This is a genomic window from Pedobacter sp. KBS0701, from assembly GCF_005938645.2.
GTDB lineage: Bacteria > Bacteroidota > Bacteroidia > Sphingobacteriales > Sphingobacteriaceae > Pedobacter.
In genome coordinates, this window is the sequence record NZ_CP042171.1 from 2,188,637 (window position 1) to 2,205,729 (window position 17,093).

General features: G+C 39.8%; 9 protein-coding genes, 1 tRNA gene and 1 other RNA gene. 8 read left to right on the plus strand and 3 right to left on the minus strand.

What is annotated here, in order from left to right:
• Positions 1–79: 79 nt before the first annotated feature.
• The 4 genes from FFJ24_RS08595 to FFJ24_RS08610 all read left to right on the plus strand — a co-directional run bounded on the left by FFJ24_RS08595 (position 80) and on the right by FFJ24_RS08610 (position 5,259).
• Positions 80–970, plus strand: a complete 891-nt coding sequence (locus FFJ24_RS08595; RefSeq protein ID WP_138821115.1) for an AraC family transcriptional regulator — start codon at positions 80–82, stop codon at positions 968–970.
• A gap of 282 nt (positions 971–1,252) precedes the next feature.
• Positions 1,253–2,092, plus strand: coding sequence for a fumarylacetoacetate hydrolase family protein (locus FFJ24_RS08600; RefSeq protein WP_138821116.1), 840 nt, complete (start codon positions 1,253–1,255; stop codon positions 2,090–2,092).
• 124 nt (positions 2,093–2,216) lie between these two features.
• Positions 2,217–3,932 (plus strand): IlvD/Edd family dehydratase, encoded by a 1,716-nt coding sequence (locus FFJ24_RS08605; protein WP_138821117.1) that lies wholly within the window; start codon positions 2,217–2,219, stop codon positions 3,930–3,932.
• Between the two features lie 7 nt (positions 3,933–3,939).
• A complete protein-coding gene (locus FFJ24_RS08610; RefSeq protein WP_138821118.1) occupies positions 3,940–5,259 on the plus strand; it encodes a gluconate:H+ symporter in 1,320 nt (439 codons plus the stop codon).
• 219 nt (positions 5,260–5,478) lie between these two features.
• Here the strand turns inward: FFJ24_RS08610 and FFJ24_RS08615 are convergent.
• A tRNA-Lys gene (locus FFJ24_RS08615) sits at positions 5,479–5,551 on the minus strand.
• Positions 5,552–6,140: 589 nt separating this feature from the next.
• Between FFJ24_RS08615 and FFJ24_RS08620 the strand changes: the two genes are divergently transcribed.
• On the plus strand, positions 6,141–7,427 hold the full coding sequence (locus FFJ24_RS08620) for a sugar MFS transporter (protein WP_138821119.1): 1,287 nt from the start codon (positions 6,141–6,143) through the stop codon (positions 7,425–7,427).
• 151 nt (positions 7,428–7,578) lie between these two features.
• Positions 7,579–8,085: an HAD-IIIA family hydrolase gene (locus FFJ24_RS08625; protein WP_138821120.1), complete on the plus strand. Its 507-nt coding sequence runs from the start codon at positions 7,579–7,581 to the stop codon at positions 8,083–8,085.
• A 1,145-nt stretch (positions 8,086–9,230) separates the two neighbouring features.
• On the opposite strand, the gene fsa is transcribed toward FFJ24_RS08625, so the two are convergent.
• Both fsa and ffs read right to left on the minus strand, forming a co-directional pair.
• Positions 9,231–9,890: a fructose-6-phosphate aldolase gene (gene fsa, locus FFJ24_RS08630; RefSeq protein ID WP_086546195.1), complete on the minus strand. Its 660-nt coding sequence runs from the start codon at positions 9,888–9,890 to the stop codon at positions 9,231–9,233.
• A 90-nt stretch (positions 9,891–9,980) separates the two neighbouring features.
• Positions 9,981–10,080: signal recognition particle sRNA small type (gene ffs / locus FFJ24_RS08635), an RNA gene on the minus strand.
• Between the two features lie 423 nt (positions 10,081–10,503).
• On the opposite strand from ffs, the gene gltB reads away from it, so the two are divergent.
• Both gltB and FFJ24_RS08645 read left to right on the plus strand, forming a co-directional pair.
• Positions 10,504–15,003 (plus strand): glutamate synthase large subunit, encoded by a 4,500-nt coding sequence (gltB, locus tag FFJ24_RS08640; RefSeq protein ID WP_138821121.1) that lies wholly within the window; start codon positions 10,504–10,506, stop codon positions 15,001–15,003.
• A gap of 3 nt (positions 15,004–15,006) precedes the next feature.
• Positions 15,007–16,473 (plus strand): glutamate synthase subunit beta, encoded by a 1,467-nt coding sequence (locus tag FFJ24_RS08645; protein WP_138821122.1) that lies wholly within the window; start codon positions 15,007–15,009, stop codon positions 16,471–16,473.
• Positions 16,474–17,093 lie beyond the last annotated feature (620 nt).

A 17,093-nucleotide genomic window follows, 5' to 3' on the forward strand; every position in this document is an offset into this window, starting at 1 on the left:
TACTATCAATAGGTAAATTAGATAGTCATTATATCGCACATAATTTATAATTTCATGCTATAGTTAACCAATTATAAACATGAAGGCTACGTTAAAAAAGGCTACTCCAAACCCGGAGCATTCCTTTAATATCCATAAGGATATAGGGCATGCGATATTAAGTGCCTGGCACTATCATCCCGAGTGCGAGTTATTGATTGTTAAAAGGAGCTACGGTACCTGCCTGATAGGCGACCATGTTGGTCCTTTTAAAAATGGTGATGTATTTTTATTTGGATCAAACCTGCCACATACTTTCCGGTGTGAACAAAAATACCTGGAAAACGATACGGAAAAAGTTGGAGAAACCATCGTGATTCTTTTTCAAAATAACATCTGGGGCGATACATTTTTGAACCTTCCTGAAATTAGTCCGATTGTTAAACTGCTAAACACAAGTAAGCTGGGTTTGCGTTTAAAAGGAGCAACTAAACGAAAGGTTGGCAAAATAGCAGAGGAAATGCTTAACGAATCGCCTGCCCGTAAATTAATTAGTTTATTATCTGCTTTAGAAATAATAGCTGCTACGAAAGAATATGAAATAATATCATCCAATGGCTTTAACCTGGAAGTAAACAGCATCGACCAGAGCCGCATTAACACCATTTTCGAATATACTTTTAATCATTACCACCAAAAAGTAGCATTAGAAGATGTAGCCTCATTAATTAACATGGGAAAGCACTCTTTTTGCAGGTACTTTAAATCCAAAACAAAAAAAACATATATCCAGTTTTTAATGGAAGTGAGAATTGGAAATGCCTGCAGGTTGCTGGTAGAAGAGGAATTTAACATGACGGAGGTAGGCTATGCCTGTGGCTATAACAATATCTCTCACTTTTATCATCAGTTTAAAGCACTTACCAAAAAAAATCCAATGGATTACAGGTCCAGTTATATTAAAACGGAAGAGAGGAAATTTACCGAATAGATATTTGCTGGCTGCTTTTAGTGGGCATTTAGGTTAACACAATTCCTAAATCATTTTGCTTAAGGTGAGCTAATCTTTAAAAAAACGGTTAGTTAATCATGATCCTATTCTCACCAATCAGGTCATATAATCCTTAATTTTAGTATTGCAGCATTTAATTGTATTATATTAACATTATGCTGTAAATGTACTTTAAAAGCATTTATTTGCTTTATTATTTACCGCTTGGATATGAAAATTGAGTTTAAATCTAATTTTCGATCCAAAAAAACTTAACCAAATATGATGAGAATCTATAATACCTCGAGCGGGATTATTATCAACCACAATAACCAATATTTCTTAACAGAAGAGAAAAGCTGGGACCGGTTTGTAAACAGAAGCAACCTTTTTAAAGTGATCAGTAGTGAGTTGCAACAGCTTCAGCCTAACGATGATTTACAAGCGCTCACCAATTCAGCTATTTTAACACCTATAGGTAACCAGGAGGTGTGGGCATCTGGTGTAACTTATTTTCGTAGCAGGGAAGCCAGAATAGAAGAATCAAAAGAAGCAAAAGGTGGGGATTTTTATGCCAGGGTATACGATGCAGACCGGCCGGAACTTTTTTTTAAATCACCAGCTTACCGTACAGTGGGTTCCGGAGGAAAAATACGGATCAGGGCAGATTCTAAATGGAACGTACCTGAACCGGAACTGACCTTATTTATTTGCTCAGCAGGCACTATTGAAGGTTATACCATAGGTAATGATGTATCATCGAGGGACATCGAAGGCGAAAATCCGCTTTATTTACCGCAGGCAAAATCATACAATGGAGCTACCGCTTTAGGTCCTTGCATTTTAGTAACAGAGGGCCCAATAGATCCGGATACGAATATCAGCATCGAAATATCCAGAGATTCGGCAATCCTTTTTAAGGAGAAAATATCCATTAATCAAATGAAACGTAAGCACAAGGACTTAGTGGCTTACTTGTTTCGGGAATTGGATTTCCCTCATGGTACTTATTTAATGACAGGTACTGGCATAATCCCTACAGATGATTTCACCTTACAAAGCGGAGACATGGTAAAAATAACCATTTCAGAGATTGGTTCACTTGTAAATACCGTAGCATGATAAACAAATTATAGGTTTCGAAACGGCTGCCAAAGCAAGTGAAACGATTGGTTCGATAAGCAGGGCTACCGGCAAAAAATCTAAATAGGAAGTTAAAAAATAGCGCAACATAGTATATCTGGATATGAAATCATATAGAAGTTCGACCTGGTTTGGGAAAAAAGATAAAATGGGCCTCATCTATCGCAGCTGGATGAAAAACCAGGGCATGCCTGAAGACATGTTTGATGGCAGACCGGTAATTGGGATTTGTAATACGTGGTCAGAACTTACACCTTGCAATGCCCACCTGCGTGATATTGCTGAAAGTGTTCGCCGCGGAGTATTGGAGGCTGGTGGCTTTCCGCTGGAATTTCCAATCATGTCATTAGGTGAAACGCTCATGAAACCCACTGCTATGTTGTTTCGTAACCTCGCTAGTATGGATGCAGAGGAATCAATAAGAGGCAACCCTATTGACGGAGTAGTGCTACTTACTGGCTGCGATAAAACGACGCCCTCTACATTAATGGGTGCGGCAAGTGTCGATTTGCCAACCATTGTGGTTCCCGGCGGCCCCATGCTAAACGGAAAATATCACGGACATGACATAGGCTCAGGAACAAGTGTATGGAAGCTGACAGAGGAATTAAAAAAAGGCGAAATTACTTATGATGAATATGCAGAGGTGGAAAGTTGCATGTCGCGTAGTCCTGGGCACTGTATGACCATGGGAACAGCTTCCACTATGGCTTGTATGGTAGAAGCGTTGGGCATGAGTCTTTCCGGTGGGGCAGCTATACCTGCCGTCGATTCCCGGCGGAAAAGGCTTGCTCAGCTATCCGGAAGGAGAATAGTTGAAATGGTTAAAGAAGACCTGAAAATTTCTAAAATACTAACACGGGATGCTTTTGAAAATGCAATTAAGGTAAATGCCGCGGTTGGAGGTTCTTCAAACTTTATTATTCACCTTACGGCTATTGCAGGGCGTATGGGTGTAGCGCTGAACTTAGATGATTTTGATGATATTGGCAGCAAAATGCCACTTCTGGTAAATCTTATGCCTTCTGGGAAATTTTTGATGGAGGATTTTTACTATGCCGGTGGTGTACCCACGGTTTTAAAACAAATGCAATCTGTTTTAAAAATGGATACCCTAACGGTAAGCGGGAAAACGCATGCCGAAAACATTGCCGATAAAGGAATAAATTACAATAAGGAAGTTATTTATGAATTTGAACAGCCGATCATTCCGGAAGCCGGAATTACCGTACTAAAAGGTAATCTTGCAGTTAACGGTGCGGTTATAAAGCCATCTGCAGCTACGCCCGGCTTAATGCAGCATCGGGGCAGGGCAGTAGTGTTTGAAGACATTGAGGATTACCATGCGAGAGTGGATGACCCTGATTTGGATATCGATGAAACTTGTGTAATGGTCTTGAAATCGGTTGGTCCGGTCGGCTATCCGGGTATGCCCGAGGTGGGTAATATGACTTTACCAAAAAAGCTACTTGACAAGGGCGTAACAGATATGGTAAGGATATCGGATGGCAGGATGAGTGGTACCGCTTATGGTACAGTTATACTGCACGTATCGCCGGAGTCTGCTATTGGTGGAAATTTAGCGCTTGTAGAAAACGGAGATATCATTGAGCTCGATGTAGCCAATAAACGTATTCATCTTGAAGTGAGTGATGAAGTGTTAGCCCTGAGGCGAAGCAATTGGGTACAGCCAATTCCTTCTGCAACACGTGGCTATGTAAACTTATATATCAAACATGTTCAACAGGCAGATAAAGGTGCTGATCTGGACTTTTTAGTAGGCGGCTCAGGTTCAGCCGTAGCCAGAGACTCCCATTAACAGAAATATGGATGTACTGATTCTTTTAGGCTGTATAGTTATACTTGTATTATTAATTGCCTGGGCGAAGGTGAATACCTTTCTTGCATTTTTAATCGTATCTGTAGGGGCAGCCTTATTGCTAGGTATGCCAGCCGCCAGTATTCCGCAAACGGTTAATAAAGGATTAGGAGATACATTAGGATCTCTGGCAATCATCATCGTTTTGGGAGCCATGCTCGGAAAACTTGTCGCCTCCAGTGGTGCCGCTCAAAAAATAGCCACGGTATTAAAAAACACATTCGGCTATAAATCCGTAACCTGGGCCATGGCTTTAACAGGTTTTATAGTGGGCATTCCATTATTTTATAATGTTGGGTTTGTATTGCTTATACCCATTATTTTTTCTGTAGCCTATAACTATAAGTTACCCCTGGTATATGTAGGATTGCCTATGCTGGCATCGCTCTCCGTAATGCATGGTTTTTTGCCACCGCATCCATCGCCCATGGCTTTAGTTACTCAGTTTAATGCAGATCTGGTTAAGACCTTTACTTATGGTTTAATAGTGGCTATACCTGCAATAATTATTGCAGGTCCTATTTTCGCAAAAGCATTAATAAATATGCAATCCAGGCCAACGGTTACCCTACAAGCCGATGAACTGCCCGATAATGAGCTGCCAGGAATAACAAATAGTGTGGTTTCCGCATTATTACCTGTACTTATCATTTTGGGGACCACATTGATCACCAGGATATGTAATGACAATATCGCTGTGTTAAATTTTGCCAGATTTACCGGTGATCCAACTATTGCCATGATATTAACCATTTGTATTGCAACATACACCCTTGGGATGAGGTTAGGTAAAAAGCTGATTGACATTATGGTAATTTTTGTTGATGCAACAAAAGATATAGCAATGATCCTTTTAATAATCGGTAGTGCAGGTATTTTGAAACAGGTATTTGTAGAAACAGGGGTAAGTAACAGCCTTGCTGCAATTTTGCAAGGATTGACCCTGCCACCCTTGTTACTGGCCTGGTTAATAACGGCTGTATTAAGGCTTTGTCTGGGTTCGGCTACCGTAGCTGGCCTCACCGCTGCCGGTATCGTATATCCGCTTATCGGGCCTCATGGTGCCGATCCAAATTTAATGGTGCTTGCGGTTGGCTCAGGGAGCCTGTTTTGTTCTCATGTAAATGATTCTTCTTTCTGGTTATTCAAAGAGTATTTAGGATTATCTATCAAACAAACATTTTTGTCCTGGTCGCTGATGGAAACCTTGGTTTCAGTTATCGGACTTATCGGAATACTGATTATAAACCAGGTACTGTTTAGGTAGATCATCATCATCTTTAATAGATACAATATGTATAGTTTACAACATACTGTAAAGTAAATGGTTATGAGCTATTCGGTGAGTCAATTTAAAATTTTGCCTTACTCACCGAATCACTCACCAAAGTTTTGTGAATTCGTGCGATTTTGGCAATTCACTAAAAGTAAAAACCCTGCTAATCGTGCGATTGCAGGGTTTTGTACATTTTGATAGTCTTTGGTGTGATCCCGCTGGGATTCGAACCCAGGACCACTACATTAAAAGTGTAATGCTCTACCAGCTGAGCTACGGAATCTACTTTGTTTAAAAACGTTATCCGTTTCCTTTAAAGTGGTGCAAATATAGGGTTATAGACTGTTTCGTGCAAATAAAAAATCGCCAAACGTGTTAGTGTATTGATTTATAGGCAAATTAATTATTCAGGCCTGATTTTTTAAATGGATTTGATATTTTTATTGCTCTTAATTTAAGATTAACCCCTGCGAAATTCCACCTGTTGCGCTATTTTTTTACAAATGGGCTCCATATTACCCTGCCAGTCCAATAAAACTAAAGAAGAGGGAAATGGAAAATACATACAAGATTCACTTTTTCTGAATAACACAGAAGGCGTATCAGATACAGCTACAACCATACGAAACCAACTATACCTAATAGAAGAAGGAGGTTATTTTATATATAATGCCTGTTATTGCAAAGCTTACCGGCTAAATCCAAAATCAAACCTATTGTTGATACCGCATTAGTGCATAGGGCTTTAGGCTAGTTTAGCATTAGCTAAAAGCCCTTTTTTGTTAAAGTTGAAATTACGCAAACGTTTGATACATTTTAATTAAATATTATTGTTTAGTTTGGCACAAACAAATAAGCCGAACCAAAACTTTATGCAACAAACAACAAAACTAAGTCAAACCCAAGGACCAAAACCGCTTATTATCATTTGTGCGCTATTCTTTATTTTTGGCTTTGTGACATGGGCAAACGGAACATTAATTCCATTCTTTAAATTGTCTTTCGGATTATCAAATTTACAGGCATTCTTTGTAACCTTTGCATCGTACATGGCTTATTTCTTTTTAGCGTTGCCATCATCGTGGATACTTAAGAAAGTGGGTTTTAAAAATGGGATTGTTTTAGGTTTGGTCATTCTGGGCCTTGGCTCATTAATATTTATTCCGGCAGCGCAAACCCGGACTTTTGGTCTTTTCTTAACTGGTATTTTTGTTCAGGGGGCTGCTTTGGCTTTGCTGCAAACGGCGTCAAATCCTTATTTAACCATCATAGGTCCGATTGAAAGTGCAGCCAAACGCATCAGTATTGCCGGAATCTGTAATAAATTTGCCGGCATGATTGTGCCTTTGATTATGGGCAGTCTGTTTCTTAAAAATGCTTCAGAAGTTGAAAAACAGATTAAAGCGGCTACGGGCGCAGCACATGAACAATTGTTAAACGATGTGTTGGGCCGTGTAAATATGCCTTATGTTGTTTTAGCAATCGTTTTTTGTCTTTTTGCAGTGCTGATTAAATTTACCGATTTGCCAGAGGTGGAGGTTGAAGAGGATATTATCGACGAAAGTAAAGGCGCAGTAGTAAAACACAGCAGTATTTTTCAGTTCCCTCACTTATTTTTAGGTGCCCTTTGTATTTTTGTATATGTTGGTGCAGAAGTAATGGCAGGTGATATTATCGGGATTTATGGCCGCGAATTGGGCATCAGCGTCGAAATCAGCGGAAAGTTAACCTCCATTACCCTTTTTAGTATGTTAATTGGTTATATCATTGGGATCATTACCATTCCGAAATACATCTCTCAACAAAAAGCACTTCGCATCTGCGCCATTTTAGGTATCATATTTACGGTTTTATCTTTCGCCATTTCGAACTGGTTTGCTGTAATTTTTGTAGCCTTGCTTGGTTTGGCAAACTCGTTAATGTGGCCGGCAATATTCCCGCTCGGCATCAGTCATTTAGGAAAATTCACCAAAATCGGTTCAGCTATTATGGTGATGGGTATTGCAGGCGGTGCAATTATGCCTTTATTGTATGCCTTTTTAAACGAAAAATTACACATCAATTTCCAATTGGCTTATCTGTTAACCGTATTGCCATGTTACCTTTATATTTTGTTCTTTGCTGTAAAAGGTCATAAAGCCGGACTAAAGTTAAAATAACCAAAACCAAATAAATTATGATTAAGCCCGGTCTATAATAGATTTGGCTTTCTTTTGCGATTAATTTTCAGTTATTTTGGCGAATTATAAACGAGACCTAAATCACATGTCTCACATCTTGATACTTGATACTCAATCCCCATATTTAACAATGAACAAAGCTATTTTTCTCGACCGCGATGGTGTACTTAACCACGAAATTTACGATTACATCTGCCGGGTTGAAGATTTTAAAATATTGGATTACCAGATCCCTGTACTCAAAAAATTCTTCGATGAAGGTTATTTGTTAATCGTAATCACCAACCAGGGCGGCATTGCACTGAAACGTTATACCGAACAGGAACTGGCCATTATGCACCAGATGTTAAGAAATGCTTTTGTGGCCAAAGGGGCCGATATTGCTGGCTTTTATTACTGTCCGCATCATCCAACTGTTGGCGGCGAATGCAAATGCAGAAAACCAGCATCGGGAATGATTTTAGATGCCATCGACATGTATGATATTGATCCGGCACAATCAGTTATGATCGGCGATAAACCCAGAGATGTTGAAGCAGCAAACGGGGCAGGAGTGAAGGGAATCCTGATTGAACCTGATGAGCAGATTAGCTATGAGAAGGTGAAAGAGGTATTGAAAAGAGAATCTTTAGTTTAGTTTGGAGTTCGGGGTTAGGAGTTTGGAATAAGCAAATCGCCCATACCAACATAATATGGAAAAGGTAATATGGAAGGTGAAACCTGCAATGGCAAGCGCCAGTAAAATCTTAATTACCTTAACTTCTTAATGGTCGAAAAATGTAAAATGGAGAAAGGAAGACTGGAGATGTAACCTGCAATTTGCCCATCACACCTATCTTACATCATCCATTTTATTAATTTGGGCGTTTTAACACGCTTATACACTATATCTTTTTGGCTGTCATTTAACTACGCTATCATTGACAGACTCCAATAAGAATGGTCGTCATCTCGACCGGAGCAACGCGTAGTGGAGAGATCTATCCAAACAGATTTTGCTTCGCAGAGCCTTCGGGTTCTCGACTGCGTTGCACTCTGCTCGAAATGAAGGTAATAAGAGGGAATTTTTACATGTAGATTAATTACTTTCCATTCCTATTGATTTTATAAAATAAATTATCCTTCAGGATGACAGCCAAAAAGGATGCCGTTCCCATCGTTAACGCAGAATGCCGCAATGACTTAAGAAGTTTAGAAAGGAAAGAAGCGAATGAATAACTTCGTCAGTCAGAAGCTTCTGAAATTCTATTAAGCTTTCCCTACCTAATACTTACGAAAATCTTTCCGCACGCCTTCCATTGAGTATTTCGTAAGTGCCGTAGCCATCTAGACCTGATTGAAATGGCATTCCGGTATTCGACTATTTTATATTTACCGAACATTACCGGAATATAATGTAAAGCAGGACTGCAGGAACCGATCTGCACTGTTCTTGCTCTCCAAAAAAAATCATGTAAAATTGTAAGAGGGAAAACGGATGATGTAATCTGCAATTTGCAAGAACAAGCACCAATAAAGCCTTAATAGGCTTAACTTCTTAATGGTAGAAAAAAAGGAAAATGTAAGAGGGAAAAGGATGATTTGACATGCAAGAGCAAGCACCAATAAAACCTAAACTGTCTTAACTTTTTAATGGTACAAAAAATGGAAAAGGGGAGATGTAGCCTGCGCTTTGCCCATCATCCATTATACATCTTAGATTATCCATAAAACAAAAAATCCTAAGTCTTAAACCGGAAATCCGACTCAAGACTTAGGATTAAAGTCTTCCGACTTTAAATATTATTTACCCGCTGCTTTAGCGTGGTCAGCTAAGAAAGTAGCCAAACCGCTATCAGTTAATGGGTGTTTCAATAAGCCAACAATTGCAGCCAAAGGAGCAGTGATTACATCAGCACCTAGTTTAGCACAGTTTACAATGTGCAATGGTCCGCGGATTGAAGCTGCGAGGATTTGAGTTTCGTAACCGTAGTTATCAAAAATAGTTCTGATATCTTCAATTAAAACCAAGCCATCACTAGAAATATCATCTAAACGACCTAAAAACGGAGAAACGTAAGTAGCACCGGCTTTTGCAGCCAATAATGCCTGGCCTGCAGAGAAAATTAAAGTACAGTTGGTTTTGATTCCTTTTGATGAGAAATATTTAATGGCTTTAACACCATCTTTAATCATCGGAACTTTTACTACGATTTTCGGGTTCAAAGCGGCTAAAGCTTCACCTTCTTTAACAATTTCGTCAAAAGTGGTCGAAATTACTTCTGCACTTACGTTATCATCAACGATATCGCAAATTGCTTTATAGTGGTTGATTACATTTTCATCGCCGGTAATACCTTCTTTAGCCATTAAGCTAGGATTGGTGGTTACGCCATCTAAAATGCCAAGATCTTGCGCTTCTTTGATTTGATCAAGATTTGCTGTGTCAATAAAAAATTTCATGTTTATAAATTCTTAAAATGATAATTAGGTTCTGCTGCTAGAACCCCTGAAGAATTTAATATCCCCCCTTCAGGGGGTTAGGGGGTAAAAAAAGGGCAAGCACCTTCTATCGCACCGCTACAACCTTCTACCCTTGCTGCGTTCCCACCCTGGGGGAGTTCAAAGGGAGCTGGTCGTAAAAGACTTGCCCGGCCACAAAGGTAGAAAAAGAAGTTGTTTCGCAAAATGCATTTTTCTATTTTTTTTCTGTTTTAAGCTATGTGGCTGATTAGTAAATTAATAAAATTAAAATGTGTGTTTTCAGATTATATAAGGAAATACATGATAAACAAATTTTTAAGTATAATATTTGTATATGAATTTAATATTCATGAATAAATAAAATTAATAAAACGATTTATCATGGAATCTAGCTGGAAAAGCTCATTTATTGTACAATATTATCATTACAAATTTGATAATTATTAATGTGTAAAAATAAAAATATTTCAATTTAAAGACTTTAAATTACATAAGGACTAAAATTTTTCCAAAAAACATATCAACTCTGTAATTTTAAATTTGTTTTTCCTATCTTAGTGTTTCCTATACACTAACAACTAACGAGCAAAGAATGGAACCAAACAGTGGATTGTACGATGCGCAATTTGAACACGATGCCTGCGGTATTGGGTTCGTTGCACATGTGAAAGGGCGAAAATCGCATCAAATCATCTCTGATGCACTTACTATTTTAGAGAATCTAGATCATAGAGGAGCATGTGGAGCAGAACCAAATACAGGCGATGGTGCAGGTATTATGATTCAGATTCCTCACGAATTTTTTTACGACGAATGCTTAAAAGCTGGCTTTAGCCTGCCTGAAACCAATAATTATGGTGTAGGTATGTTATTTATGCCAAAGGATATCAGATCGAGAGAAGAGTGCAGAGAATTGATTTACCGTGCCGCCGAAAAACTTGGCCTGGAAATTTTAGGTTTTAGAAAAGTTGATGTCGACACTACGGATATTGGCAATATGGCCCTTTCTGTTGAACCGGAAATTGAGCAGGTGTTTATTGCCCGTCCTTATGCAGTAGCACCAGGAGCAGATTTCGAGCGTAAACTTTATATTTTTAAAAATTACCTGATTAAACTGATCGTGAACACCGTTCACGGAGGTAAAGATTTTTATATCGTTTCGCTTTCTGCGCAAACCATTATCTATAAAGGTCAGCTCACTTCATTACAGGTACGTACCTATTTTACAGATCTGAGTGATAAGCGCATGGTTTCAGCTTTAGGCTTGGTTCACTCGCGTTTTGCAACCAATACCTTCCCTTCGTGGAGGTTGGCCCAACCATTCCGCTTTATTGCGCATAATGGTGAGATCAACACTTTGCAGGGAAATTTAAACTGGTTTAGGGCAGGTGTTAAATCTTTTGCTTCTGCTTATTTTACACCAGAAGAACTGGACATGTTACTGCCTGTAATTGACGAAACGAATTCAGATTCAGGCTGTTTAGATAATGTTATTGAATTATTACTTCACTCCGGAAGAACCCTGCCTCATGTATTAATGATGTTGGTGCCGGAGGCCTGGGATGGTAACGAAGATATGGACCCGGTAAAAAGGGCATTCTATGAGTTCCATGCTACTTTAATGGAGCCATGGGATGGACCTGCAGCGATTGCTTTTACTGACGGTAAATTAATCGGCGCTACTTTAGATCGTAACGGTCTTCGTCCTTCCCGTTATGCCATTACTTCAGATGACCGTGTAATTATGGGTTCTGAGGCTGGTGCGCTAGCCATCGATCAAAGTACAGTAATCGAAAAAGGCCGTTTAACGCCAGGCAAAATGTTCGTGGTGGATATGGAGCAGGGCAGAATTATCAGCGATAACGAAATTAAAGGAGAAGTTTGCGGCAAGAGCCCTTATGCCGATTGGATTAACCAATATCAGATCCGTTTGGAGGAATTACCGGAACCACGTGTAATGTTTACTGGCTTATCTACCGAATCTATATTTAAATACCAGCAGGTTTTTGGTTATAGCAGGGAAGATGTAGATCTTTTACTTAAACCAATGGCCATTGAAGGTAAAGAACCAATCGGTTCAATGGGTACCGATACACCATTGGCTATTTTATCAAAACGTCCACAACATTTATCTTCTTATTTCAAACAGTTATTTGCACAGGTAACCAATCCGCCAATAGACCCGATCCGCGAAAAGGTAGTGATGAGTTTGGCCAGTTTTATGGGTAGTAACGGTAATCTTTTAGAAGAAAATCCACTACAAGCACATTGCGTTGCCATTAAACATCCTATTTTAACCAACCAGGAATTAGAGAAGTTAAGAAGTATTGATACAGGTGTTTTCCAGGCGAAAACTTTACAAACCTATTTCAGAGCTGATGGCAAGCCTGGTGCTATGGCTAAAGCCTTAGACCGTTTGTGCCGTTATGCGGTCGATGCGGTTGAGGATGGTTTCCAGGTAATTGTATTAACTGACAGGGCTATTGATTCTGAGCATGCTGCAATGCCTTCTTTACTAGCCGTTTCTGCTGTACACCATCATTTAATCCGCAAAGGATACCGTGGGGCTGTAGGTATTGTAATAGAGGCTGGTGATATCTGGGAAGTACATCATTTCGCCACTTTATTGGGCTTTGGTGTTACCGCAATTAACCCTTACCTGGCTTTAGAAACCATTAGTGAATTTAAAGAAGAATCGGGCTTATCAACAGAGCAGCTTACCAAGAACTATATCTACGCTGTAAATAGCGGTTTACTTAAAATTTTCTCGAAAATGGGCATCTCAACCTTGCAGTCTTATCAAGGTGCACAGATTTTCGAGATTTTAGGTTTAAATAAACAAGTGGTAAATACTTATTTTACGGGTGCTGTTTCTCGTATTGGTGGCTTAGGCCTGGATGAAATTGCAAAAGAAACGTTAATTAAACATCACCGCAGTTTTGGCCCGCTAACACAAACCGAAAACTTGTTGCCAGCAGGTGGAACATATAAATTCCGCCGTAAAGGTGAAGCGCATTTGTTTAATCCGCAGACCATTCACTTATTACAGAATGCTACGCGTAAAAACGATTACAATATCTTCAAACAATACTCTAAGTTGGTGAATGAGCAAACGCAACAGGCTTATACCATCCGTGGATTGTTCGAATTTAACTATAGCCGTCCTTCAGTTCCTTTAAATGAGGTAGAATCAACCGAAGCAATTTTAAAAAGATTTGCAACAGGAGCAATGTCCTTCGGTTCCATTTCTCACGAGGCACACTCTACTTTGGCAATTGCCATGAACCGTATCGGCGGCAAAAGCAATACCGGAGAAGGTGGTGAAGATGAAATGCGTTATACTAAATTGCCAAATGGTGATAGCATGCGCTCAGCCATTAAACAAGTTGCTTCTGCACGTTTTGGTGTAACGAGTTATTATTTAACCAATGCTGATGAGTTACAGATTAAAATGGCTCAGGGTGCTAAACCGGGAGAAGGTGGTCAATTACCAGGACACAAAGTGGATGATTGGATTGCAAAAGTTCGTCACTCTACACCAGGGGTTGGTTTAATTTCACCTCCACCTCACCACGATATTTATTCGATCGAAGATTTGGCTCAGTTAATTTTCGATTTAAAAAATGCCAATCGTGCCGCAAGAATTAATGTTAAACTGGTTTCGAAAGCTGGTGTAGGTACCATTGCTGCAGGTGTGGCTAAAGCACATGCAGATGTGATTTTGGTATCTGGTTTTGATGGTGGAACCGGAGCATCTCCGCTTACGTCAATCCAACATGCAGGTTTACCTTGGGAACTTGGATTAGCAGAAGCGCACCAAACTTTGGTAAAAAATAAATTGCGTAACCGTATTGTGTTACAAACCGATGGACAGCTTAAAACAGGCAGAGATATCGCTATTGCTGCATTATTAGGTGCCGAAGAATGGGGTGTTGCTACAGCAGCATTGGTAACTTCGGGATGTATTATGATGCGTAAATGCCATTTAAATACTTGTCCGGTTGGCGTTGCAACACAGGATCCGGAATTAAGAAAATTATTTACCGGTGATGCAGATCATGTAGTGAACTTATTTTATTTCCTTGCGGAAGAATTACGTGAGATTATGGCTGAATTAGGTTTCAGAACCATCCACGAAATGATTGGCCAGGCTGATATCTTAAAAGTACGCGAACTGCCTGCTGAAGACTGGAAACTGAAACACCTTGATTTATCAGCTATCTTATATAAGGCAGAAGAAAATGGCTTGCCTTTATTTAATACGGAAGGCCAGGATCATGGTTTGGATCAGGTTTTAGATCATCAGTTAATTGCTGCAGCACAACCTGCTATTGACAATAATGAGCCTGTATTTGCCAGTTTCGAAGTTAAAAATACCGACCGTGCATTGGGCACCATGTTATCAAATGAAATATCTAAAGTCCATTTAGGTGCTGGTTTACCTCCCGATACGATCAACTTTAAATTTGTTGGTTCGGCCGGACAGAGTTTTGGTGCTTTCAATACCCGCGGGGTAACCTTGTCACTGGAAGGTGAGGCGAACGATTATGTGGGTAAAGGATTATCGGGTGCCAGATTGGCTATTTATCCTTTTTCTAATTCAACTTTTATCCCTGAACAAAATATCATTATTGGTAACGTAGCCCTTTATGGTGCAACTTCCGGTGAGTTATTTGCCCGTGGCAAAGCGGGTGAGCGTTTTGCTGTACGTAACTCTGGTGCAACAGCTGTTGTGGAAGGAGTAGGCGATCACGGGTGTGAATACATGACTGGTGGTGAAGTGCTGATTCTGGGTGATACCGGAAGCAATTTCGCCGCAGGTATGAGTGGTGGTGTAGCCTGGATTTATGATGCCAATGGCACTTTTGAACGCAAGTGCAATAAAGAAATGGTTGATTTAGATCCACTGCAAGCTGAAGATGAAGAACGCATTTTAGCTTTGCTTAAAGCGCATATTCGTCTGACTGATAGTAAAGTAGCTGAGTTTATCTTAAGCGACTGGAAAACACAATCTGCTCATTTCGTAAAAGTATTCCCTAAAGAATACAAAGCAGTTTTAAGCAAACGTAACCAACAAGTAAAAACACACTAGGCCATGGGAAAAGTAACAGGATTTCAAGAATACGATAGAGTTGCGCCCACTAGAGAAGAGGCTGCAACACGTGTAAAACATTACGGTGAATTTTTAAATAATTTACCTTCACAAGAATTAAACAATCAGGCTGCCCGTTGTATGGATTGCGGTGTACCTTTCTGCCAATCAGGCTGCCCGCTGGGTAACGTGATACCAGAATTTAACGACGCTGTTTATCAGGGAAAATGGGAATTAGCTGCCAATATTTTATTAAGCACCAATAATTTTCCTGAATTTACTGGTAGAATTTGCCCTGCGCCATGCGAATCTGCATGTGTGTTAAGCATCAACCGTCCGCCGGTTTCAATTGAGGAAATTGAAAAACACATTATTGAAATAGCTTTCGAAAAAGGGTTTATCAAAGCAAAAGCACCATTAATCAGAACTGGTAAAAAAGTAGCTGTAATTGGTTCAGGTCCGGCAGGCTTAGCTGCTGCTGCTCAGTTAAATAAAGTTGGACATGAGGTTACGGTTTTCGAACGTGATGATGCTCCGGGTGGTTTACTGAGGTACGGTATTCCTGATTTCAAGCTACAGAAAAATGTAGTAGATCGCCGTATCGATTTGATGAAAGAAGAAGGGATTATTTTTAAATGTAATGCCAATGTGGGCGAGAATGTTGAGATAGGTACTTTGTTACGCGATTTTAACGCGATTGTACTGGCTGGTGGTTCAACTATTCCGCGCGATTTACCTATTGATGGCCGTTCGGCTAAAGGTGTGCACTTTGCAATGGATTTCCTGAAACAACAAAATAAACGTGTAGCGAGCAGAACTGTTGAAGCAGAAGATATTATGGCTACCGGTAAAAATGTAATCGTAATTGGTGGTGGCGATACGGGATCTGACTGTATTGGTACTTCAAACCGTCATGGGGCGAAATCAGTTACACAATTCGAGATTATGCCAATGCCACCACAGGCACGTAACGAGCACATGCCCTGGCCAAATTACCCAATGTTATTAAAAAATACTTCTTCTCACGAGGAAGGTGCACAACGGGCTTGGTCAGTTAATACCAAAAACTTTATTGCTGATGAGAAAGGAAACCTTAAGGCGCTAAAAGTAGTTGATGTGGAATGGGAAATTGATGCGAACGGGCGTCCGGTTACTTTTAAAGAAGTAGCTGGTACCGAGAGGGATCTTCCATGCGAACTGGTATTATTAGCAATGGGTTTCTTACATCCTCAAAAAGAAGGTTTAATTGAGAAATTAGGTATAGAGTTAGATAACCGCGGAAACGTAAAAGCATCTGAACATACTTACCAAACCAATATTGCAAAGATTTTTGCTGCAGGTGATGTTCGCCGTGGACAATCATTGGTGGTTTGGGCCATCTCAGAAGGTAGAGAAGCTGCCCGTAAGGTAGACGAATACTTAATGGGAACAACTAAACTGGCATCGAAAGATGCAGTTGCATACGCTTAGTAGGTTTTAAATTCTATATTTTTTGGGTCGTGGTGCAAACCACGACCTTTTTTGTTTTAGGCTATTGACAAATCTCGTAAATAAGTCGTCATCTCGACTGGAGTGCAACGTAATGGAGAGATCTTTGAACTAAGTTGAGAAAGATTTTCTTTCATCATATGCGCTATTTCCGCCACGGAAACACCGAGACCACGGAATGAATTAACCACAGATAAATGGGCTGAACACAGATTTATTAGTGTCGTAAGAAAAAATGTTCTTGGAAAGATTCTTCAACTTCGCTATTAATGACAGACTCCAATAGAGTGGTCGTCTTTCCCGCGCAGGCGGGAATCTTAAAGCGCTTGCATTACGATTCCCAATCAAGTTGGGAATGACGAACCGCCAAAACCTGTCATCCAACTTCTCTAGTCTTAGCGTCGCGCTAAGGCCTTTCATATTATGTGTTATTTCTGCCACGGAATTAATTAACCACAGATAAAAAGGATAACTACAGATTTATTAATGTTGTAAGAAACATGGTTTTTGGAAAGATTCTTCGACTTCGTTTTTAATGACAGGCACTAAAAATCGGCGTCATCTCGACCGGAGCAACGCGTAGTGGAGAGATCTTTTAAACA

Bases quoted from the DNA above. Each gene is read 5' to 3' on its own strand.
- FFJ24_RS08595 (WP_138821115.1), top strand. From the start codon at position 80: ATGAAGGCTACGTTAAAAAAGGCTACTCCAAACCCGGAGCATTCCTTT.
- FFJ24_RS08600 (WP_138821116.1), top strand. From the start codon at position 1,253: ATGATGAGAATCTATAATACCTCGAGCGGGATTATTATCAACCACAAT.
- FFJ24_RS08605 (WP_138821117.1), top strand. From the start codon at position 2,217: ATGAAATCATATAGAAGTTCGACCTGGTTTGGGAAAAAAGATAAAATG.
- FFJ24_RS08610 (WP_138821118.1), top strand. From the start codon at position 3,940: ATGGATGTACTGATTCTTTTAGGCTGTATAGTTATACTTGTATTATTA.
- FFJ24_RS08620 (WP_138821119.1), top strand. From the start codon at position 6,141: ATGCAACAAACAACAAAACTAAGTCAAACCCAAGGACCAAAACCGCTT.
- FFJ24_RS08625 (WP_138821120.1), top strand. From the start codon at position 7,579: ATGAACAAAGCTATTTTTCTCGACCGCGATGGTGTACTTAACCACGAA.
- fsa (WP_086546195.1), bottom strand. From the start codon at position 9,890: ATGAAATTTTTTATTGACACAGCAAATCTTGATCAAATCAAAGAAGCG.
- gltB (WP_138821121.1), top strand. From the start codon at position 10,504: ATGGAACCAAACAGTGGATTGTACGATGCGCAATTTGAACACGATGCC.
- FFJ24_RS08645 (WP_138821122.1), top strand. From the start codon at position 15,007: ATGGGAAAAGTAACAGGATTTCAAGAATACGATAGAGTTGCGCCCACT.